General features: G+C 67.0%; 19 protein-coding genes. 16 read left to right on the top strand and 3 right to left on the bottom strand.

Annotated features, from left to right (window positions below):
* The 16 genes from ASF61_RS18340 to ASF61_RS18265 all read left to right on the top strand — a co-directional run bounded on the left by ASF61_RS18340 (position 1) and on the right by ASF61_RS18265 (position 17977).
* The gene (locus ASF61_RS18340) at positions 1–1551 is read left to right on the top strand and encodes a murein hydrolase activator EnvC (RefSeq protein WP_229205920.1); all 1551 of its coding nucleotides are present in this window, start codon (positions 1–3) and stop codon (positions 1549–1551) included.
* A 34-nt stretch (positions 1552–1585) separates the two neighbouring features.
* Complete coding sequence (locus ASF61_RS18335; protein WP_056159155.1) at positions 1586–3403, top strand: S41 family peptidase; 1818 nt, start codon at positions 1586–1588, stop codon at positions 3401–3403.
* A gap of 17 nt (positions 3404–3420) precedes the next feature.
* Entirely contained in the window at positions 3421–4185 is a 765-nt protein-coding gene (locus ASF61_RS18330; protein ID WP_056159152.1) for a HesA/MoeB/ThiF family protein, read from the top strand.
* 30 nt (positions 4186–4215) lie between these two features.
* Positions 4216–6357 carry an amidohydrolase family protein gene (locus ASF61_RS18325; protein ID WP_056159149.1) on the top strand — a complete coding sequence of 714 codons (2142 nt, stop codon included), beginning with the start codon at positions 4216–4218 and terminating at the stop codon, positions 6355–6357.
* Positions 6358–6489: 132 nt separating this feature from the next.
* Entirely contained in the window at positions 6490–6933 is a 444-nt protein-coding gene (gspG, locus tag ASF61_RS18320) for a type II secretion system major pseudopilin GspG (protein ID WP_056159148.1), read from the top strand.
* Positions 6934–6974: 41 nt separating this feature from the next.
* Positions 6975–7445 (top strand): GspH/FimT family pseudopilin, encoded by a 471-nt coding sequence (locus ASF61_RS18315; RefSeq protein WP_056159145.1) that lies wholly within the window; start codon positions 6975–6977, stop codon positions 7443–7445.
* Complete coding sequence (gspI, locus tag ASF61_RS18310) at positions 7442–7819, top strand: type II secretion system minor pseudopilin GspI (protein ID WP_056159141.1); 378 nt, start codon at positions 7442–7444, stop codon at positions 7817–7819. Before ASF61_RS18315 ends, gspI begins: the two co-directional genes overlap by 4 nt.
* The gene (locus ASF61_RS18305; protein WP_082491802.1) at positions 7819–8457 is read left to right on the top strand and encodes a type II secretion system protein J; all 639 of its coding nucleotides are present in this window, start codon (positions 7819–7821) and stop codon (positions 8455–8457) included. The genes gspI and ASF61_RS18305 overlap by 1 nt, the downstream gene beginning before the upstream one ends.
* On the top strand, positions 8457–9581 hold the full coding sequence (gspK, locus tag ASF61_RS18300) for a type II secretion system minor pseudopilin GspK (RefSeq protein WP_056159138.1): 1125 nt from the start codon (positions 8457–8459) through the stop codon (positions 9579–9581). The genes ASF61_RS18305 and gspK overlap by 1 nt, the downstream gene beginning before the upstream one ends.
* A complete protein-coding gene (gene gspL / locus ASF61_RS18295; RefSeq protein WP_056159135.1) occupies positions 9578–10834 on the top strand; it encodes a type II secretion system protein GspL in 1257 nt (418 codons plus the stop codon). The genes gspK and gspL overlap by 4 nt, the downstream gene beginning before the upstream one ends.
* 5 nt (positions 10835–10839) lie before the next feature.
* Positions 10840–11352: a type II secretion system protein GspM gene (gene gspM, locus ASF61_RS18290; protein WP_056159133.1), complete on the top strand. Its 513-nt coding sequence runs from the start codon at positions 10840–10842 to the stop codon at positions 11350–11352.
* Positions 11353–11380: 28 nt separating this feature from the next.
* A complete protein-coding gene (gspN, locus tag ASF61_RS18285; protein WP_056159129.1) occupies positions 11381–12157 on the top strand; it encodes a type II secretion system protein N in 777 nt (258 codons plus the stop codon).
* Between the two features lie 12 nt (positions 12158–12169).
* Positions 12170–14575 carry a type II secretion system secretin GspD gene (gspD, locus tag ASF61_RS18280; RefSeq protein ID WP_056159126.1) on the top strand — a complete coding sequence of 802 codons (2406 nt, stop codon included), beginning with the start codon at positions 12170–12172 and terminating at the stop codon, positions 14573–14575.
* A 9-nt stretch (positions 14576–14584) separates the two neighbouring features.
* Positions 14585–16006: a type II secretion system ATPase GspE gene (gene gspE, locus ASF61_RS18275; RefSeq protein ID WP_056159123.1), complete on the top strand. Its 1422-nt coding sequence runs from the start codon at positions 14585–14587 to the stop codon at positions 16004–16006.
* 18 nt (positions 16007–16024) lie between these two features.
* A complete protein-coding gene (gspF, locus tag ASF61_RS18270; RefSeq protein ID WP_056159120.1) occupies positions 16025–17245 on the top strand; it encodes a type II secretion system inner membrane protein GspF in 1221 nt (406 codons plus the stop codon).
* Between the two features lie 15 nt (positions 17246–17260).
* Complete coding sequence (locus ASF61_RS18265; RefSeq protein WP_056159117.1) at positions 17261–17977, top strand: type II secretion system protein N; 717 nt, start codon at positions 17261–17263, stop codon at positions 17975–17977.
* A 216-nt stretch (positions 17978–18193) separates the two neighbouring features.
* Here ASF61_RS18265 and ASF61_RS18260 read toward each other — a convergent pair whose 3' ends face one another.
* From ASF61_RS18260 to hslV, 3 genes are read right to left on the bottom strand one after another with little or no spacing between them, the layout of a single operon-like run.
* Positions 18194–18406 carry a hypothetical protein gene (locus tag ASF61_RS18260; protein ID WP_056159113.1) on the bottom strand — a complete coding sequence of 71 codons (213 nt, stop codon included), beginning with the start codon at positions 18404–18406 and terminating at the stop codon, positions 18194–18196.
* A gap of 11 nt (positions 18407–18417) precedes the next feature.
* Positions 18418–19764: an ATP-dependent protease ATPase subunit HslU gene (hslU, locus tag ASF61_RS18255; RefSeq protein ID WP_200919904.1), complete on the bottom strand. Its 1347-nt coding sequence runs from the start codon at positions 19762–19764 to the stop codon at positions 18418–18420.
* Positions 19761–20303 (bottom strand): ATP-dependent protease subunit HslV, encoded by a 543-nt coding sequence (gene hslV, locus ASF61_RS18250; RefSeq protein ID WP_056159110.1) that lies wholly within the window; start codon positions 20301–20303, stop codon positions 19761–19763. The genes hslU and hslV overlap by 4 nt, the downstream gene beginning before the upstream one ends.
* Positions 20304–20432 lie beyond the last annotated feature (129 nt).

Raw genomic sequence — 20432 nt, 5'->3', positions numbered from 1 at the left:
ATGTCTAGTGTCCATCGCTGGCGCGGCGTGTCGGCCGCGCTGCTGGTGACGGCGGCGCTGGCGGCATCGGCCCCGGCCGCCCACGCCGCCAGCGCCAAGCCCACCGAGCGCAGCAAGCAAAAGGCGCTGGCCGAGGCCGAACGCGCCGGCCTGCAGCAAAAACTCACGGCCCTCAAGAAAGACATCGGCAAGACCGAAAGCGCGCGCGAGGACGCGGCCGACACGCTGGCCGAATCGGAAGCGGCGATCTCGGACGCCAACCGCGCCCTGCGCGACCTGCAGCAGGAGCAGGCCGACACCAACAGCAAGCTGACCGCGCTCGGCACCGAACGCGCGCGCCTGAGCGCCACCGTCAAGGACCAGCAGCAGCAACTGGCGCAGATGCTGCGCCAGCACTACGTGGCCGGCAACGAGGACCGCATCAAGCTGCTGCTCTCCGGCGACAACCCGAACCGCATCAACCGCGACCTGCAGATGCTGTCATACGTGTCGCAGGCCCAGGCCAAGCTGCTCGAACGCCTGCGCGCCAGCCTGAAGGCGGTCGAAGACAACCAGGCCGCGACCCAGAACGCGAAGGACGAGCTGGGCGAGATCGCCCAGGAACAACTGCAGCAAAAGAACAAGCTGGAGCAGGAAAAGGCCCGCCGCGCGGCGCTGCTGGCCCAGCTTTCGAGCAAGCTGGTGGCCCAGCGCAAGGAAGCCGGCAACGTCGAGCGCGACGAACAGCGCCTGGGCGGCCTGGTCACGCGCCTGAACAAGCTGATCGAGGAGCAGGCGGCCGCTGCCGCTGCCGAGAAGCGGCGCCAGGAGCAACTGGCTGCCGCCCGCGCTGCCGCCAAGGCCAAGGCCGAGGCAGAGCAGCGCGCGCTGGCCAAGGCCCGCGCAGCCGAGGCCGAGCGTCAGCGCCTGGCGCGCGCAGCGGCGGCCGCCGCCGCAGCCAAAGCGGCCAACACGGCCAGCACCGGTAAGTCGGGCACCATCAAGCCGGTGCCGGAACCTGCGCCAGCACCGGCGCCGGCCCGGCCCGATCCGATCGACGCCGACGAACCGAAAGTGGCGGCCACGCCGGTGCCGCCCGAGCCGAAAGAAGTCAAGGAACCGAAAGAAGCGCCGGCCAAGGCAGCCGATATCGCGCTGGCGCCAGCTGCGCCGGCCGGTGCCTTTGCCAGCCTGAAAGGGCAGATGCGCGCGCCCGTCAGCGGCCGCGTGGCGGCCCGTTTCGGCAGCAAGCGCGGCGACGGTCCGGCCTGGAAGGGCGTGTTCATCAAGGCGCCGGAAGGGGCCGAGATCCACGCCGTGGCCGGCGGCCGCGTGGTGTTCGCCGAATGGCTGCGCGGCTTCGGCAACCTGATCATCGTCGATCACGGCAGCCAGTACATGAGTATTTACGGCAATAACCAGTCGCTGCTCAAGCGTCCCGGCGACGTGGTCAAGGCCGGCGACGCCATTGCCAGCGTGGGCAACAGCGGTGGCAACGAGGAATCGGGTCTATACTTCGAGCTTCGCCTGCGCGGCGCGGCGTTCGATCCGTCGGGATGGGTAAAGTTCTAGGCGCAGTTCTGGTGTTAACCTCATGCGGGAATCAATGGCAAACAAGCTCAAGAGTATCAGTCTGATCGGTATCGGCATGGTGGCAGGCGTTGCCGCCTCCCTGCAATTTTCCGCCATTGCACAGAAGGTCACCGGGGCGCCGCTGCCGCTGGCCGAGTTGCGCCAGCTGTCCGACGTATTCGGGTTGATCAAGACCGACTACGTGGAACCGGTGGACGACAAGAAGCTGCTCACCGACGCCATCGCCGGCATGGTGTCGTCGCTCGATCCGCATTCGGTGTATCTGGACAAGCGGGCGTTCCGCGAAATGCGCGAAACCGTGGCCGGCAAGTTCGTCGGCATCGGCGTCGAAGTAAGTGCCGAGGACGGCTACATCAAGGTGGTCTCGCCGATCGAGGACTCGCCCGCGTTCAAGGCCGGCATCAAGGCCGGCGACCTGATCACCCGCATCGACGGCACGCCGATCAAGGGCATCAACCTCGACGAGAGCGTGAAAAAGATGCGCGGCGAACCGGGCTCCAAGGTCACGCTGACGCTGACCCGCAAGGACGAGGACAAGCCGCAGACCTTGACCATCGTGCGCCAGGAAATCCGCGTGCAGAGCGTCAAGGGCAAGATCATCGAGCCCGGCTACGCCTGGTTGCGCATCGCGCAGTTCCAGGAACCTACGCTGGGCGACATGGTCAAAAAGATCAACGAGCTGTATGCCAAGGAGCCGCAACTGAAGGGCCTGGTGCTCGACTTGCGCAACGACCCGGGCGGCGTGGTGCCGGGCGCCATCGGCGTCTCGGCCGCCTTCCTGCCGCGCGACGCGGTGGTGGTGTCCACCAACGGCCAGCTGGCAAGCGCCAAGGAAACCTTTTATGCGCGGCCCGAGTTTTATGCGCAGGGCAGCAAGAGCGATCCGCTGGCCCGGCTGCCGGCCGGCATCAAGGAGGTGCCGATCGTGGTGCTGGTCAACGCCGGTTCGGCGTCGGCCTCCGAAATCGTCGCCGGTGCGCTGCAGGATTACCAGCGCGCCACCATCCTGGGCACGCAAACCTTCGGCAAGGGCTCGGTGCAGACGCTGCGCCAGCTGACCGCCGATACCGCCGTCAAGATCACCACCGCGCGCTACTACACGCCGAAGAACCGGGCGATCCAGGCGCGCGGCATCGTGCCCGACCTGATGGTCGATGAAACCGCCGACGGCGACGGCTTGAACAGCCTGCGCATGCGCGAATCGGACCTGCAGAAACACCTGGGCAACGACAAGGATCCGGCTGCCGAAGCAGCCGAGCAGAAGGCGCTCAACGCGCGCCGCGACGGCCTCGAGGAAGCGCAGCGCCTGACCGCGCTGGCGAAAAAGACCAAGCCGGTCGAATTCGGCAGCAAGGACGATTTCCAGCTGATGCAGGCATTGAACCATTTCAAGGGCTTGCCGGTCCAACTGTCGAAGGTCGAGCCGAAAGAAGCGCCAGGCGCGGCCGGCGGCGCGTCCACGTCCGATCTGAAGCCGGGCGCCAAACCCGGCAAACCGGTGGACAAGTCCGGCCAGTCCGGCGGCAAATCAGGCGGCCAGCCGGGCGACGACGCGACCAACGGCTCGACCGGCAAGCCGAAAGACAAGCCGACTAACAGCCCGACCGGCACGCCGACCAACGGCCCGACCGGCAAGCCGACCAATAGCCCGACCGATAGGCCGACCGACAAGTCAACCGACAAGCCAACGACCGACAAGCCAACCGGCAATCCAGGCAGCAATCCGGGCAGCAAACCGGCCGACAAGCCGCTGCAGCTGCCCGCGCCCAGGCCGGAAGCTGCGGCGCCCCAGGCGGTCCAACCATCGCAACCCGAGCCGGCCGCGCATTGAACGGCTGGCGGCCGAACATGAACGACGAGCAACTGCTGCGCTATTCGCGCCACATCCTGCTGGACCAGATCGGCATCGAGGGCCAGCAACGGCTGCTGGCGTCGCACGCGCTGGTGATCGGCGCCGGCGGCCTCGGCTCGCCGGCCGCCATGTACCTGGCCTCGGCCGGCGTGGGCCGCATTACCATCGTCGATGACGATGTCGTCGATCTGACCAACCTGCAGCGGCAAATCGCCCATACCACCGGGCGCGTGGGGCAGGCCAAGGCGCTGTCGGCCCGCGCCACCATGGCCGACATCAATCCCGAGATCACCATCACCGCGCTGACCGAGCGGGTGGACGATGCGCGCCTGGCGCAGCTGGTGGCCGCCAGCGACGTCGTGCTCGACTGCACCGACAATTTCGCCACCCGCCATGCCGTCAACCGCGCCTGCGTGGCGCAGCGCACGCCGCTGGTGTCGGGCGCGGCGATCCGCTTCGACGGCCAGGTCAGCGTGTTCGATCCCCGCAGCGGCGCGCAGCCCTGTTACGCCTGCCTGTTCCCGCCAGACCAGCCGGGCGTGAGCAACGATGTCGATGTTGCCTGCGCGACCATGGGCGTGTTTGCGCCGCTGGTGGGCGTGGTCGGCGCCATGCAGGCAGCCGAGGCCCTGAAGCTGCTGATGGGCGTGGGCCAGTCGCTGGCCGGACGGCTGCTGATGCTCGACGGCCTGCACATGGAATGGACCAGCATTGTCGTCGCCCGCAACGATCACTGCCCCGTCTGCGGGCAGCCATCATAACGATTACCCGCAATTACCCGGAGAACCGCCATGCCGAAACGTTTGTTCACGCTGCGCCTGCCGCTGGCCCTGGCCGCCGCCCTGCTGGCCCACGGCGCCCACGCCGCCAGCACCACCAGCTACGTCATCCTCAACGAGAGCAACAAGCAGATGGGCGAACAGGTGGTCGAGCGTGGCGACGACGGCCGCACCACTGTGCGCTTCACGTATAAAAACAACGGGCGCGGTCCCGAGCTGACCGAACAGTTCCGGGTCGGCCCCGACCTCCTGCTGACCGATTACCAGGTCAAGGGCAACTCCACGTTCGGCGCCGTGGTCGACGAGCGCTTCACCCGCCAGGGCAACGTGGCCGAGTGGACCACGACCTCGGACCGGGGCCGCGCCACGCTGGCAGCGCCGGCCAACTACGTGCCGCTCAACAGTTCGTTCGAAACGGTGTCTGCCGCCATCACCGCGCTGGCCGCGTCGAAAGACGGCAAGATCGCGCTGCTGCCCACCGGCACCCTGTCGCAGACCAGGCTGGACACGGCGCAGGTAACCAGCGCCCAGGGCGAGAAGCAGACCGTGCAGCTGCTGGCGCTGACCGGCATCGGCTTGTCGCCGGCATTCTACTGGGCCACCACCGGCGACAAGCCGCGCCTGTTCGCAGTGATCATCCCGGGCTTTCTGTCGATGCTCGAACCGCAGTGGCAGGACGCCATTGCCGACCTGGCGCAGCGCCAGAAGGCGGCCGAGGCGCAGATGCTGACCGACGTCGCCAGCCGGCTGCAGCACCCGCTGGGCGGCCTGACCGTGGTGCGCAATGCCCGCATCTTCGACAGCGACCGCGCCACCGTGGGCCAGCCGTCGGACATCTACCTGCTGCGCGGGCGCATCACCGCCGTGTTGCCGGCCGGTTCGCCCACGCGCGCGGCCAACAACATCATCGACGCCGGCGGCCGCATCGTGCTGCCGGGCCTGTTCGACATGCACGGCCACGTCGATCGCTGGTCCGGCGCGCTCAACCTCTCCACCGGCGTCACCAGCGTGCGCGACATGGGCAACGACAATGCCCAGCTGCAGGCCATGCTCGACGAGACCGCTGCCGGCAAGCTGCTGGCGCCGCAGGTGGTGCCGGCCGGCTTCGTGGAGGGCGAAAGTCCGTACAGCGCCAGCGGCGGCTTCCTGGTCAGGGACCTGGAAGGGGCGAAGAATGCGGTGGACTGGTACGCCCAGCGCGGCTATCCGCAGCTGAAGATCTATAACTCGTTCCCGAAAGACATCCTGAAGGACACGGTGGCGTACGCCCACAGCCGCGGCATGCGCGTCTCGGGCCACGTGCCGGCCGGGCTGCGCGCCCAGCAGGCGCTCGACGCCGGCTACGACGAGATCCAGCACATCAACCAGGTGATGCTGAACTTCTTCGTCAAGCCCGATACCGAAACCCGCAACCTGAACCGCTTCGTGCTGCCGGCCGAGAAAGTGGCCGACCTCGACCTCAACGCCAAGCCGGTGCAGGACTTCCTGGCGCAACTGGTCAAGAAGCAGATCGCGATCGATCCGACCCTGTCGGCGTTCGCCTTCATCCAGCAGCGCGACGGCGACGTCAACGAACCGTATGCCGATTTTGCCGACCACATGCCGCCCGACGTCAAGCGCAGCTTCTCGGTCGGCACCATGAAGATCCCGGCCGACAAGGCGCAGCGCTATGCGAAGTCGTACGCCAAGATGGTCGAGTTCGTCGGCATCATGTACCGCGCCGGCGTGCCGATCGTGGCCGGCACCGACGACGTGCCCGGCTTTACCCTGCACTCGGAGCTGGCGCTGTTGGTCAAGGCCGGCCTGAGCCCGGCGCAGGCGCTGCAGGTGGCCACCCGCAACGGCGCCCGCTACACGCGCACCAGCAACGACCGCGGCAGCATCACGCCCGGCAAGCTGGCCGACCTGGTGCTGGTCGATGGCGATCCGACCAACGATATCCGCGACCTGCGCAAGGTGTCGGCCGTGATCACGCGCGGTGTGATCGTGTACCCGAACCAGATCGACGCCGCGCTCGGCATCAGGTCGTTCGTGACCACGCCGCCGCCCGTGGTGCAGCAATCGGCGCTCGCTGCCAGTGCCGGCCAGACCATGGGCGGCGGCAACGACGGCGCGCTGCAGCGGATCGAGGGCAGCGCGCGCAAGCACGACTGAGCGTCAGGCCCGGTGACAAGTGGTCAACGCTGTGCAATGACCGGCGCCGGTGCGCAAAAATCGTGGCCGCAATCCGTTCGGCGAGCGTATTTCGGCCTTATACTCTGCACTCACTAATTATTGCACCAGATTATGAAAAAGTTATCGTTCCCCCGACGCGCAGCCCGTGGCTTCACCCTGATCGAGATCATGGTGGTGGTGGTGATCATGGGCGTGCTGGCCGCGCTGGTCGTGCCCAAGCTGCTCAGCCGTACCGGCGAATCGAAGGTTGCCGCTGCCAAGGTGGACATTGCCACCATCATGCAGGCACTCAAGTTGTACAAGCTCGACAACCAGCGCTACCCGACCACCGAGCAGGGCCTGCAGGCGCTGCGCGAGAAGCCGACCAGCGGCCCGGCCGCCAACGGCTGGAAAGCAGGCGGCTACCTCGAGAAGACCCCGAAAGATCCGTGGGGCGCGCCGTACCAGTACCTGTCGCCCGGTGTGAAGGGCGAGGTCGACGTGTATTCGCTGGGCGCCGACGGCCAGCCGGGCGGCACCGGCGAAGATGCCGACATCGGTTCGTGGGACGAGTAAGCCGGCGTCACGAGTCACGAGCAACATTAAGGATATCGCCCATGGGAGCGGGCCGCGCGCGGGGTTTCACGCTGATAGAACTGCTGGTGGTGATGGTCATTTTCGGCATCACCCTGGGGATGGTCTCGCTCAACGCCATGCCGGACCAGCGCCAGACCGTGCGCCAGGAAGCGCAGCGCATCGCGCTGCTGCTGCAGATGGCACGTGACGAGGCGATCGTGCGCAACCGCCTGGTGGCGTTCGAAGCGGGCAGCGACGGCTACCGCTTCTTGATCCGCAACGGCCGCCAGTGGGACGTGGCGGTGCAGGACGACCTGCTGCGCGCGCGCGAATTCAAGCGCGGTCCCTACACCCTGCTGCTCGACCCGCAGCCCAATGTCCAGGACGGCCAGATGCGCATCGTGTTCGGCCGCGAACCGGTGGACAAGCCCTTTGTGCTGACCATGGCCAGCAACGACGGCGCCAGCGTGGCCATCCGCGCCGACGGCGTCGGTCACTTCACGGTGGAATGACCATGCACCATCGTGCCCGCAGCGCCGGATTTACCCTGCTCGAAGTGCTGGTGGCCCTGGTCATCGTCGGCACGGCGCTGGGCGCATCGCTGCGCGCCGTGGGCAGCCTGACCCAGAACAGCGCCGGCCTGCGCGCCGCCATGATGGCCACCTGGTCGGCCGAAAACCGGCTGGTCCAGCTGAGCCTGGCTCGCACCTATCCGGCCATCGGCAAGCAGACCTACGACTGCCCGCAGGGCGACCTCAAGCTGATGTGCGAAGAAGCCGTGATCGCCACCGCCAACCCGCGCTTTCGCCGGGTGGAGGTGAGCGTGTACGACCAGGCCAACCCGGAGCGCCGCATTATCAAGCTCGCCCAGATCGTGCTCAACTGATGATGGTGCGCGCTGCGATGTTCCCGATGCCACGGCCGCGCCTGCGCGGTTTCACCCTGATCGAACTGCTGGTGGCGATCACCATCCTGGCGGTCGTGGCGGTGCTCGGCTGGCGCGGGCTCGACGGCATCATCCGTTCGCGCGATGCGCTGACCACCGAAATGGCGTACACGCGCGGCCTGCAACTGGCGTTCGCCCAGCTGCAAAGCGATTGCTCGAACCTGGCATCGTCGAACTACCTGAACCGCCGGCCGATGATCGCCGCTGAAAACAATCGGCTGACCCTGGTGCGCATGTCGATGCTGGAAAATGAACCTACACGCTTGCTGGTGGTCTCATACCGGGTGCGCGAAGATGGCGTGCTGGTGCGCCGCGAATCGGCCCCCACCCGCGACCTGCGCGAACTCGACGCCTTGTGGCAGGCCGCGATCAGCGACACAGACACCTCGGCCAGCGTGGTGCTGCAGTCGCGCGTGCAGGCGCTGGCGATGCGCTTGTTTGCCGACGGCCAGTGGAGCGACGCCACCGGCACCGCGCCGTCCAGCGGCACCGGCGTGCCGGCCGGGCTGGAAGTGACCCTGACCGTGCAGGGGCAGGAAGTGCCGATGGTGAAATCGTATCTGCTGGGGGAGTTGTGATGGGCAATCATCGATCCAGCCCCCGGCGTCAGCGTGGCGTGGCCGTGGTCACCGCCTTGCTGCTGACCACGCTGGCAGTGACCATCGTCGCCAGCCTGTTCTGGCAGCAGCAGGTGCAGGTGCGCTCGATGGAAAACCAGCGCCTGCAGTTCCAGACGCGCTGGATCGTGCGCGGCGCGCTCAGCTTCAGCAAGTTCATCCTGTTTTCGAATTTCTACAGCCGGCGCAACCAGGTCATCGAGACCGACCCCTGGGCCCAGCCGCTGGAAGAGAGCCGGATCGACGATTACATCGAACGCGAGCAGCGCGAGAGCGAAAATTTCAACGCCACGCTGTCGGGCCGGATCGTCGATGCGCAGTCGCGCTACAATCTGACCAATTTGTCCAACGGCCGCACCATCAGTCCTGTCGATGTGGCCATGTTCGAACGCCTGTTGACGATCCTGCAGCTCAATCCCACGCTGGCGCTGCCGCTGGCCCGGCAGATCGCCAGCACCCAGCCGCTGCCGAAGTTGGCCAGCGGGGACGGCGCCGGCGGGACGGGGGCAACGAATTCAAATGCCGGGACAACTTCTGGCGCGGGCACGGGGATGAACGGGGCGGCGGCTGGCAGTGCAGGTGGTGGCGCAGGCGCAGGCACCCCGGCGCAGCAGGCAACCGGCGGCAACGGGGAGCCGATGGGCCTGGTGAGGGTGGACGATTTGCTGGCCGTCAGCGGCTTCACGCCGCAGGCGGTCGAGCGCTTGCGCGACTTTTTGATCATCCTGCCGCAGCGCACGCCATTGAACGTGAACACGGCGCCGGCCGAACTGCTGGCGGCGCTGTCGCCGAACCTGCCGCTGGCCGACGCCACCGTGATGGTCAATGCGCGCAAGCGCGGCGGCTTCTATCTCGATGTGGCGGGCTATGCGAGCCAGCCGCAGATCACGGCAGCCAATCGCGTGCCGCCGGCGGAGTTGTATGCGGTGACCAGCAATTATTTCCTGGTCTATAGCCGGGTGCGGCTGGACCGGGCCGCGCTCGATGCGGTATCGCTGCTGCAGCGCGACAGCAATTCCGGCCAGAGCACGGTGTTGTGGATACGGGAAAACGAGAACGGCGATCAACGAAAGCGAGAATTTTGACTACTTTATTTATCCGCTATCCGGCCAAGGCCAGCGTCGACAGCGGCGCCGCGCAAACCTGCGACTTCGCGCTGCTGGCCGACGGCGGCGCCGTGCAGCAGCAGGGCGCCGCGCCGCTGGGCAACCTCGGCGCCATGGTGGCGTCCGCGCGCCGCGTGACGCTGATGCTGGCCGCCTCCGACGTGACGCTGCTGCGCATCAAGACACCGCCGCTGTCGCCCGCGCGCCTGAAAGCGGCGCTGCCGGCGCTGGTGGAGGAACACATCCTGGGCGACACCGCCGACTGCGTGCTGGCCGCATCGGCCACGGCGCCGGACGGCCTGCGCACGGTGGCCGTGGTGCAGCGCGCCTGGCTCGAGGTGCTGGTCAAGGCGCTGATCGCGCAGGGCGCGCACAGCGTGTCGGCCGTGCCGGCGCAGCTGTGCCTGCCGTTCCAGCCGGGCGCCGTGTCGGCCAGCCTGGAGACCAACGATGCCGGCTTCGAACTGGCGCTGCGGCGCGACCAGTTCGACGGCCTGGGCCTGACCCTGCCGGCGCAACCGCAGGCGGCGCTGCACACGGTGCGGGCTCTAGCCGGCGCCGAACCGGTCACGCTGTACCTGCCGGCCGCCGACATCGCGCGTTTCGCGCCGCTGCTGGCCGAAGTGAACCACAACGGCGACAGCCTGACGCTGGAGGAAGACCGCTGGGAGCACCGGGTGGCGGCAGCGCGTACTGCCGGCCTCGATCTGGCGCCGGCGCTGGGCGCCAGCGGCGCCGCCGCGCGCGAATGGCGCCGCTGGCGCTGGCCGCTGCGCCTTGCCGGGCTGGCGCTGCTGGTCAACGTGGTCGGACTCAACCTCGACTACCTGGGCCAGAAACGCGAGATGGCGGCAGTCCAGCAATCGATGAACCAGGCTTTCCAGGCGGCCTATCCGGGCCAGCCCAAGTCGACCGATCTCGTGAAACAAATGCGCCAGAATGTCGAGCGCGCCAAGGGCGGTGACGGCCAGGCGCCGGCCGACAGCTTCCTGGCGCTGTCGGTCGATGTCGGCGAAGTGCTGGCCACGCTGCCCCGGCGCGACGTGGTGGCCAGCATCGACTACCGCGAACGCGCCCTGCAGCTCAAGGTCAAACCGAACACGGTGGATGCCGCCGCCATGGCGCAGCTGCGCACCGCGCTCGAGGCGCGCCAGCTGGAGCTGGCGGAAGCAACGCCGGGCACCTGGCAGATCCGTCGTAAATCCCTCCCCAAATCAGCGGCCAAGGCGTGAGCAGCATGAGCAAGTTCCAACAGAAGATACAAGACCTGCAGGGCCGCGCAACCACGTTCTGGCTCGCGCGCACCGAGCAGGAGCGCAAACTGCTGGCAGTCGGCGGCGTGGTGGTGGTGCTGGGATTGTTCTACGGCGTGCTGCTGGACCCGGCGCTGTCGGGCCGCGCCCGGCTGGCCACCGAGTTGCCGCTGGCGCGCCAGCAGGCCGCCGAGATGCAGCAGCTGGCGCGCGAGGCGGCCGCGCTGCGTGGTCAGAACGCGGTGGCGCCGCCGCCGATGACGCGCGACAGCCTGGCCGCCAGCCTGGCTGCGCAAGGGCTCGGCACGCCGACGGTCAACATCACCGGCGAGTACGCCCGGATCCAGCTGACCAATGTGCCGTTTGCAGCGGTCGTGGCCTGGCTCGAAGCGGCGCGGGTCGATAGCCGCATCGCCGTGCAGGACGCCAATTTCGTCGCCCAGGACGTGGCCGGCATGGTCAACGGCAATATCACCCTGCGCCAGAGCCAGCAATGACGACCATGCCCATCCCGAAAGCTCGTCCGTGAAGCGCGCCCTGTTGTGGGGAAGCACCTGCGTGCTGAGCGTGCTGCTGACGCTGGCCATCTTTTTCCCGGCCGCCTGGCTCGGTTCGCTGGTCGAACAGCGCACGGGCGGGCGTTTGACCCTGGGCGACGCGCAGGGTACGCTGTGGCGCGGCTCCGCCTTCATCGGCGGCGCGGCCGGCGGCAACGGCCCGGTCACGCCGCTGCTGCCCGGACGCTTCAGCTGGACCGTGTCGCCGCTGGCGCTGCTCGGCCTGGTCGATCTGCGGCTCGAGAACCCGGAAGCGCTGGCGCAGCCGGTCACCTTCAAGGGCAGCTGGTCGCACTGGCAGCTCAGTCCCTCGGCGCTGCTGCTGCCGGCCGAGGGCCTGGCCGGCCTCGGCGCACCGCTCAACACGCTGGCGCCGAGCGGCACCATGCGCCTGTCGTGGACCGGCCTCGAACTGGCGCTCGCGCAGCAGCAGATCGCCGTCAACGGCCGCACCACGCTGGAGATGACCGATATGGCGTCGCGGCTGGCGCCGGTGCGACCGCTCGGCAGCTATGCGCTGGCGCTCGACTGGCGCGGCCAGCAGGCGGCGCTCACGCTGAGCTCCGTCAAAGGTCCCCTGCTGCTCAGCGGCAGCGGCAACCTGAACCAGGGCCGCCTGAATTTTTCCGGGCAGGCCGAAGCAGCACAAGGATATGACGACGTGTTGGGCAATCTCCTGATCTTGCTCGGCCAACGCCGCCCCGGCACCGACCGCACCATCATCGCTTTAGAGTTCCATTCTTAAAAGTTCAGCCCCATGAAAAAACAGAGCCCAACCCAACTTCCCGCGCTGCGCCGCCTGAATGCCGCTGCGATGCTGTGCTGCGCGCTGGTAGCGCCCGCCACGACGCTGCTGCCGGGCGTGGCGCACGCCGCCAAAGCTGCCAAGGCTGCCAGCGATGGCGGCAACGATGACGCCGCCGCGCTCAATTTCGTCGGCGCCGACATTGAATCGGTGATCAAGGCCGTGGGCCACTACACCAACATCACGTTTGTGATCGACCCGCGCGTGAAGGGCACGTTGACGCTGGTGTCGGAAAAATCGATCAGCAAGTCGCAGGCGTTCAGCCTGCTGACCTCGGCGCTGCGGCTGCAGGGCTACGCGGTGGTGAGCGGCGACGGTTACGCCAAGGTGGTGCCGGAGGCGGACGCCAAGCTGCAGTCGTCGCCGACGCAGGTGGGTTCGGCGCCGACCCAGATCAAGGGCGACCAGATCGTCAGCCAGATCTTCCAGCTCAACTACGAGTCGGCCAACAACGTGGTCACCGTGCTGCGCCCGCTGATCTCGCCCAACAATACGATCAACGCCAACCCAGGCAACAACTCGGTCGTGATCACCGATTACGCGGACAACCTCAAGCGCCTGGCGAAGATCATCGCCGCACTCGATGCGCCGGCCACGGCCGACCTCGACGTGATCCCGGTGCGCTACGCGATCGCCAGCGACCTGGCCGCCATGATCAACAAGCTGATGGACGCCAGCGGCGGCGGCGGGGCGGCCGGCGCCGGTGGCGCCGAGGCCGGCCGCGTCAATGTGCTGGCCGATCCGCGCACCAACTCGCTGGTGCTGCGGGCGCCGTCGCAGGCGCGCGCCAACCTGGCCAAGTCGCTGATCGCCAAGCTCGACCAGCCAACCCAGGAGCTCGGCAATGTCCACGTCGTGTATCTGAAAAATGCCGAGGCCACCAAGCTGGCGCAGACGCTGCGCTCGCTGGTCTCGGGTGACACGTCCAGTCCCGGCCAGAACAGCGGCGGCACCGGCAGCAACGGCGGCCAGGGCATGAACAACAATGCGTTCGGCGGCCAGAGCAGCAACACCGGCAATAATACCGGTGCCGGCAGCAACGGCATGAGCGGCACCAGTGGCCCGACCAACCCTCTGCTGACCGGCAATAACAACCAGCAGCAACTGGGCGGCGGCGGCCAGGCCGGCTTCATCCAGGCCGACGCCACCACCAACACCCTGATCATCACCGCGCCGGAATCGATCTACCGCAACCTGCGCGCCGTGATCGACCAGCTCGACGTGCGCCGCGCCCAGGTGTACATCGAATCGCTGATCGTGGAAGTGACGTCCGACAAGGCGTCCGAGTTCGGCGTGCAGTGGCTGGGCGCCACCGGCGACGCCAACAGCAAGTACCGCGTGGGCGGCCTACAGTCGTCCACCGTGGGCGGCTCCAACAACAACATCCTCGGTGTGGCGCAGGCGCTCAGCAATTCGTCCAACGCCACCGCCGCCAACCTGCCCGGCGCCGGCCTGACGGTCGGCATCTTCAAGCAGGTGGCCGGCGGCCTCGGCCTCGGCGTGCTGGCCCGTTCGCTCGAATCGGACGGCAACGCCAACGTGCTGTCGACGCCGAACATGATCACGCTCGACAACGAACTGGCCACCATCTCGGTCGGCCAGAACGTGCCGATCCTGACCGGCCAGTTCACCACCACCTCGGGCACCAACAGCAACCCGTTTCAGACCATCGACCGCAAGGAAGTGGGCCTGACCCTGAAGGTGCGGCCGCAGATTTCGGAAGGCGGCACCATCAAGCTGGCGATTTACCACGAGACCTCGAGCGTGGACAAGTCGACGCTGTCGGCGGCGGCCGGCATCACCATCAACAAGCGCGTGATCGAAAACAATGTGGTGGCCGACGACGGCCAGATCATCGTGCTGGGCGGCCTGATCGAAGATACCGAGGGCGACAGCGTGGACAAGACGCGCGGCCTCGGCGACATCCCCATCCTCGGCAACCTGTTCAAGTACCAGAGCCGCACCCGCAAGAAGACCAACCTGATGGTGTTCCTGCGCCCGGTCGTGATCCGCAACAAGGATCAAAGCACCAGCCTGGCCACCGACCGCTACGACTACATGCGCGGCGCCCAGGAAGCGATCAAACCGCCGGACACCATCCTGGTCAAGGACCTCGGCCAGCCGATGCTGCCGACGCTGCAGAACGGTCAGCTGACCGGCGGCGGCACGGTGGCACGGCCGGTGCCGCCGGCGCCGCTGCCGCGCGTGCCGGGCCGCGCCGAGAACGTGGAACCGCAACAGTTGCAGCAACAGCAGCAGCTGCAACAACAGCAATACCTGCAGCAGCAATATCAGCAACAGCAACTGCAACAGCAACAAAGCCAGCCGCCGCAGTACCAACAGCCGCCGCGACAGTAAGGGACAGCAATGAACAACCTTTTGCCCTTCGCCTTTGCGCGCGACTACGTGGTGCTGGCGCAGCCGAGCGATACGGCCGAGAACACGGTCGATGTGCTGGTGTGCGGCGCCACAGCGCCGGCGGCGATTGCCGAGGTGTCGCGCCGCTTCGGCCGCATCCAGCTCAGGAACCTGACCCGCGCCGACCTCGAGACCGCGATCGCCAGCGCCTACGCGGGCGCCGGCGGCAATGCGTCGATGGTGGCCGACGAGTTCGATGCCAATCTCGACCTGACCAAGCTGCTGCAGGACGTGCCGGCCATCGAGGACTTGCTCGAATCGTCCGACGACGCCCCGGTGATCCGCATGATCAACGCGCTGCTCACGCAGGCGCTGCGCGACAGCGCGTCCGACATCCACATCGAACCGTTCGAGCAGACCTCGGTCGTGCGCTTCCGCGTCGACGGCGCGCTGCGCGACGTGGTGCGCCCCCGTAAAGCGATCCACGGATCGCTGATTTCGCGGATCAAGATCATGGCCCAGCTCGACATCGCCGAGAAGCGCCTGCCGCAGGACGGCCGCATCACGCTGCGCATCGGCGGCAAGCCGGTCGATGTGCGCGTCTCGACCTTGCCGACCGGCCACGGCGAGCGCGCCGTGCTGCGTCTGCTCGACAAGGAAGCGGGCCGGCTCGACCTGAACCACCTGGGCATGAGCGCCACCATGCTGCCCAGGTTCGATGCCCTGATCAACCAGCCGCACGGCATCGTGCTGGTGACCGGTCCCACCGGCTCCGGCAAGACCACCACGCTGTACGCGGCGCTGTCGCTGCTCAACGCCAGCACCACCAACATCATGACGGTGGAAGACCCGATCGAGTACGACCTCAATGGCGTCGGCCAGACCCAGGTCAATGCCCGCATCGACATGACCTTTGCCAAGGCCCTGCGCGCGATCCTGCGCCAGGACCCGGACGTGATCATGATCGGCGAGATCCGCGACCTGGAAACGGCGCAGATCGCGGTGCAGGCTTCGCTGACCGGCCACCTGGTGCTGGCGACCCTGCACACCAACGACGCCGCTGCCGCCGTTACCCGGTTGCTGGACATGGGGATCGAACCGTTCCTGCTGTCGTCCTCGCTGCTGGGCGTGCTGGCGCAGCGGCTGGTGCGCAAGCTGTGCGGCCACTGCAAGAGCTTCGATGGCCAGCTGTGGCAGCCGGTCGGCTGCGAACACTGCGGCCATACCGGCTACCAGGGCCGGGTCGGCGTCTACGAATTCCTCGAGACGACCGAGCAGATCCGCGCGCAAATCCACAACCGCGCCTCGGAAGCGGAAGTCAAGGCGGCAGCGATTGCCAGCGGCATGACCACCATGCGCGAGGATGGCGAGCGCTGGCTGGCGACCGGCGTCACCACCCAGGCCGAGCTGCTGCGGGTCACCAAGGACTAGGGACGAGCAAGGATATCTATGCCAGCATTCCGTTACGAAGCCGTCGATGCCGGCGGCGCCACCAGGAAGGGCGTGCTCAACGCCGACAGCGCCCGCTCGGCGCGCGCCGAGTTGCGCACCATGGACCTGGTGCCGCTCAAGGTGGACGCCATCGCGGCCCAGGTCGACGAGGCCGGCGTGGCCAAGCGGCGCGGCCTGGGCGAGCGCCTGTCGAGCACCGAGCTGGCGCTGTTTACGCGCCAGATGGCCAGCCTGCTCGAAGCGGGACTGCCGCTCGAACAGGCGTTTACTGCGCTGCTGGAGCAGGCCGAGCGCGCCTACCTGCGCGACCTGATCGCCTCGATCCGCGCCGAGGTGATCGGCGGCGCTGCGCTGTCCGATGCGCTGTCGCGCCACCCGCGCGATTTCGCCGAGATCTACCGGGCGCTGGTCGCGTCCGGCGAACAGATCGGCCAGCTGTCGCGCGTGCTCTCGCGCCTGGCCGACTACATCGAGCGCCGCAACGCGCTGGTGCAGAAAGTGCGGCTGGCGTTCACCTATCCGGCCATCGTCACCGTGGTGGCGTTTGCCATCGTGATCTTCCTGCTCACCTACGTGGTGCCGCAGATCGTCTCGGTGTTTGCCAACACCAAGCAGAAGCTGCCAGTGCTGACCATCGTCATGCTGGCCATTTCCGACTTCGTGCGCCACTACGGCATCGTGGTGGCGATCGCGCTGATCGGCGCCTGGTTTGCCTGGCGCCGCGCGCTCGACAATCCCGCGCTCAAGCGGCGCTGGCACACCTGGCTGCTGGTCGCGCCGCTGTACGGCAAGTTCGAGCGCAGCCTGAACACGGCGCGCTTTGCCAGCACGCTGGCCATTACCACCGGTTCCGGCGTCCCGATCCTGCGCGCGCTGGAAACGAGCCGCGACACGCTGTCCAATGTCGCCATGCGCGAACTGGTGGAAGAAGCGAGCGACGCCGTGCGCGAAGGCGTGAGCCTGGCGCGGGCGCTGTCGGCCCAGCGCCACTTCCCGCCGATGCTGGTGCACATGATCCGCGCCGGCGAAATCACGGGCGAGCTGCCGGCCATGCTCGACCGCGCCGCGGCTGCCCAGGAAGCCGACCTCGAGCGCCGCACGCTCACCATCGCCGGCCTGCTCGAACCCGCGCTGATCCTCGCCATGGGCGTGGTGGTGCTGTTGATCGTGCTGGCGGTGCTGATGCCCATTATTGAAATCAACCAGCTTGTGCGCTGACCCGGAAAGACCGTTATGAAGCGTTTGCCCCTGTTTGTTACCGTCCTGGCCGTGGCGCTGCTGTCCGCATCGCTCGCGTACTGGGTGCTGCAGTTCAACCAGCCGCGCCAGCGCGCCATCGCCGCGCCGCCACCGGCGCCGCCGGCCGCGCTCAACCTCGATGCTGCCAAGGGCCTGTTCGGCGGCCAGATCACGGTGGCTGCCGCCAGCAACTACCAGCTCAAGGGCGTGGTGGCGGCCGGCGCCAGCGGCCTGGCGCGCGACAGCGCAGCGATTCTTGTCGTGGACGCCCAGCCGGCCCAGGCTTACGGGCTGGGGCGCGAAGTGGCGCCCGGCGTCACGGTCAAGGAAGTGCATCCGAAGTTCGTCCTGCTGTCCGAAGGCGGCGCCATCAAGCGGGTGGACTTGCCCAGCGACGCAGGCGCCACCAGCACTGCAGTGAACCCGGCACTGCCGGCGATCCAGCCTAACCCGGTGCCCACGCCGCCGCCGGCCATGCCGGCGCCCCAGGTGCAAATGCAGCCGGCGCCCGCCATGCAAGGGCAGGGTTCACCCACGCCGCAGGCAGCCGGCCAGCAGAATCCCCGGCCCCAGAACGGGCCGGGCAACACCAACAACCCGGGCAATTCCAACAATCAAAACAATCAGAACAACCAGAATAATCAGAACAACCAGAGCAATCACAACCCCAACACGGTCGGTGCAGTGCCCGGCTTCGGTCGTCAGCAGTAGGCGCGATTCCAGCACCACAGAGGTAGCGTGGAGTTTGAAGATTGACCGTGCAGCGCGGCGGCAAGCGCTGCGCAGGGGCGACGCAGGTTTTATCTGAGTCGTCGAAACAGACAGAACTGGCCCCGCTTTGGCCGGGACGATATTGTCAGCCGCCGACCCGCCGACCCAACTTCCCGCCCGGACTTGCCGGCATTACCTGCCGTCAGCATCGGTTTTCTAATGCTCGTCCGGATCGGGCGTACGGCTGATCCGGGCCAGCAGCCGCTTGGCGGCCTGGCGGTCGGTCGATGGCGGTTTGGCGTGCGGACCGGCGCCGCCGGCGCGGGCCTTGGCGGCGACCGCGACCGGGTTGCGCGGTGGCGGCGATGGCGGCACCCGCGTCGGCGCGACCTGTTTCTTTTGCCGGGTTGCCAGTGCCTTGTTGGCCATCGCCGTCCTCCTTACAGCACGTAGCGCGACAAGTCTTCGTTGACCGCCAGCGCATCGAGGCGCGCGTTGACGTAGGCGGCGTCGATCGTGATGACCTTGCCGCTTTCCTCGCTGGCCGTAAACGAGACTTCTTCGAGCAGCTTTTCCATCACCGTGTACAGCCGGCGCGCGCCGATGTTCTCGGTGCGTTCGTTGACCGAGAAGGCGATTTCCGCCAGGCGCGTGATGCCTTCCTGTGCAAAGGCAATCTTGACGTCTTCGGTGGCCAGCAGCGCTTCGTACTGCTTGGTCAGGCAGGCGTCGGTGCTGGTCAGGATGCGCTCGAAGTCGGCAATCGACAGCGATTCCAGCTCGACCCGGATCGGGAAGCGGCCCTGCAGCTCGGGGATCAGGTCCGACGGCTTGGCCAGGTGGAACGCGCCCGAGGCGATGAACAGGATGTGGTCGGTGCGGATCATGCCGTACTTGGTGTTGACGGTCGTGCCTTCCACCAGCGGCAGCAGGTCGCGCTGCACGCCGGCGCGCGAGACGTCGCCGCCGCCCACTTCGGAGCGGGTGGCGATCTTGTCGATTTCGTCGAGGAACACGATGCCGTTCTGTTCGACGTTCTGGATCGCCTTCTGCTTCATTTCCTCGTCGTTGATCAGCTTGGCGGCTTCTTCATCGACCAGGAATTTCATCGCTTCGCGGATCTTGACCTTGCGCGCCTTCTTGCGCGTGTTGCCGATGCCGGAGAACATGGTCTTGATCTGCTCGGTCATTTCCTCCATGCCCGGCGGCGCCATGATTTCCATTTGCGGGCCGGCATCGGCGATCTCGATCTCGATTTCCTTGTCGTCGAGCTCGCCCTGGCGCAGGCGCTTGCGGAAGGTCTGGCGCGTGTTGTCGCCATCCTTGGGCGCGTCGGTGGCAGCGGCATTGTTCGGCTGGAAGCCGAAGTCGCGCGGTGGCGGCAGCAGGATGTCGAGCACGCGGTCTTCGGCCGCGTCTTCGGCACGCGCGCGCACCTTGGCCATTTCGGCCAGGCGGGTCTGCTTGACGCCGATGTCGATCAGGTCGCGGATGATGGTGTCGACGTCGCGGCCAACATAGCCGACCTCGGTAAACTTGGTGGCTTCGATCTTGATGAACGGCGCATCGGCCAGCTTGGCCAGGCGGCGCGCGATCTCGGTCTTGCCGACACCGGTAGGGCCGATCATGAGGATGTTCTTGGGCGTGATCTCGTGGCGCAGCGGTTCTTCGACCTGCTGGCGGCGCCAGCGGTTGCGCAGGGCGATGGCAACTGCCTTCTTGGCCTTGCCCTGGCCGACCACGTGTTTGTCGAGTTCGCCGACGATTTCCTGGGGAGTCATGTTCATGCGGGTTCCAGTGTTTCGATGATGTGATTCAAGTTGGTGTAAATGCACAACTCGCCGGCAATCGTCAGTGATTTTTTGACCACGTCGGCAGGCGACAGTTCCGTGTTTTCCACCAGCGCCTTGGCAGCCGACTGGGCGTAGGTGCCGCCCGAGCCGATGGCGCCCACGCCGTCTTCGGGCTCGAGCACGTCGCCATTGCCGGTAATGACCAGCGTCGATTCGCTGTCGGCCACCAGCAGCATGGCTTCCAGGCGGCGCAGCACGCGGTCGGTGCGCCAGTCCTTGGCCAGTTCGACCGAGGCGCGCAGCAGGTTGCCCTGGTGTTTTTCCAGCTTGCCTTCGAAGCGGTCGAGCAGGGTAAATGCATCGGCCGTGCCGCCGGCAAAGCCGACCAGCACCTTGCCGTTATAGACCTTGCGCACCTTGCGGGCCGTGCCCTTCATGACGATGTTGCCAAGCGTGACCTGGCCATCGCCGCCGAGCGCAACCTGCTTGCCGCGCCGCACGCACAAGATGGTGGTGCCGTGAAATTGTTCCATGTTGACCTCAGTGTTTCAGTGGGTTGATGTTGCAAACTGCGGTTGCAAACTGCACATGGACTGGGAGATGGGGGCGGAAATCGCCATTGCAATCCCCGGGCCGGGTCCGCTTACGCGGCAAAAACCGGG

The sequence above is a fragment of the Duganella sp. Leaf126 genome (genome assembly GCF_001423125.1).
In the GTDB taxonomy this organism is placed as follows: Bacteria; Pseudomonadota; Gammaproteobacteria; order Burkholderiales; family Burkholderiaceae_D; genus Rugamonas.
This window is presented reverse-complemented; position numbering and strand designations above follow the sequence as displayed.

Coding starts and splice junctions, on each gene's coding strand:
- ASF61_RS18260 (WP_056159113.1), bottom strand. CDS start 18,406: ATGGCCAACAAGGCACTGGCAACCCGGCAAAAGAAACAGGTCGCGCCG.
- gspI (WP_056159141.1), top strand. CDS start 7,442: ATGACCATGCACCATCGTGCCCGCAGCGCCGGATTTACCCTGCTCGAA.
- ASF61_RS18265 (WP_056159117.1), top strand. CDS start 17,261: ATGAAGCGTTTGCCCCTGTTTGTTACCGTCCTGGCCGTGGCGCTGCTG.
- ASF61_RS18315 (WP_056159145.1), top strand. CDS start 6,975: ATGGGAGCGGGCCGCGCGCGGGGTTTCACGCTGATAGAACTGCTGGTG.
- gspM (WP_056159133.1), top strand. CDS start 10,840: ATGAGCAAGTTCCAACAGAAGATACAAGACCTGCAGGGCCGCGCAACC.
- gspG (WP_056159148.1), top strand. CDS start 6,490: ATGAAAAAGTTATCGTTCCCCCGACGCGCAGCCCGTGGCTTCACCCTG.
- gspE (WP_056159123.1), top strand. CDS start 14,585: ATGAACAACCTTTTGCCCTTCGCCTTTGCGCGCGACTACGTGGTGCTG.
- ASF61_RS18305 (WP_082491802.1), top strand. CDS start 7,819: ATGATGGTGCGCGCTGCGATGTTCCCGATGCCACGGCCGCGCCTGCGC.
- ASF61_RS18335 (WP_056159155.1), top strand. CDS start 1,586: ATGGCAAACAAGCTCAAGAGTATCAGTCTGATCGGTATCGGCATGGTG.
- hslU (WP_200919904.1), bottom strand. CDS start 19,764: ATGAACATGACTCCCCAGGAAATCGTCGGCGAACTCGACAAACACGTG.
- ASF61_RS18340 (WP_229205920.1), top strand. CDS start 1: ATGTCTAGTGTCCATCGCTGGCGCGGCGTGTCGGCCGCGCTGCTGGTG.
- gspF (WP_056159120.1), top strand. CDS start 16,025: ATGCCAGCATTCCGTTACGAAGCCGTCGATGCCGGCGGCGCCACCAGG.
- ASF61_RS18325 (WP_056159149.1), top strand. CDS start 4,216: ATGCCGAAACGTTTGTTCACGCTGCGCCTGCCGCTGGCCCTGGCCGCC.
- gspD (WP_056159126.1), top strand. CDS start 12,170: ATGAAAAAACAGAGCCCAACCCAACTTCCCGCGCTGCGCCGCCTGAAT.
- gspK (WP_056159138.1), top strand. CDS start 8,457: ATGGGCAATCATCGATCCAGCCCCCGGCGTCAGCGTGGCGTGGCCGTG.
- ASF61_RS18330 (WP_056159152.1), top strand. CDS start 3,421: ATGAACGACGAGCAACTGCTGCGCTATTCGCGCCACATCCTGCTGGAC.
- hslV (WP_056159110.1), bottom strand. CDS start 20,303: ATGGAACAATTTCACGGCACCACCATCTTGTGCGTGCGGCGCGGCAAG.